Source organism: Chromobacterium sinusclupearum (genome assembly GCF_002902845.1).
Lineage (GTDB): Bacteria > Pseudomonadota > Gammaproteobacteria > Burkholderiales > Chromobacteriaceae > Chromobacterium > Chromobacterium sinusclupearum.
In genome coordinates this window covers 1-231 of the sequence record NZ_PPTF01000097.1, presented here as the reverse complement: position 1 = coordinate 231, position 231 = coordinate 1, and the positions used below count along the sequence as shown (strand labels likewise).

Genomic DNA, 231 nt, shown 5'->3' with positions numbered 1-231 from the left:
CTCCCGTAGGAGTCTGGGCCGTGTCTCAGTCCCAGTGTGGCGGATCATCCTCTCAGACCCGCTACTGATCGTCGCCTTGGTGAGCTTTTACCTCACCAACTAGCTAATCAGACATCGGCTGCTCGTATAACGCGAGGTCTTTCGATCCCCCGCTTTCCCCCTCAGGGCGTATGCGGTATTAATCCGGCTTTCGCCGAGCTATCCCCCATTACACGGTACATTCCGATGCAT

Annotated in this window: 1 rRNA gene; it reads right to left on the bottom strand. The window is 56.3% G+C overall.

Annotated features, from left to right (window positions below):
* A 16S ribosomal RNA gene (locus C2134_RS19750) occupies positions 1-231 on the bottom strand; the annotation flags it as partial.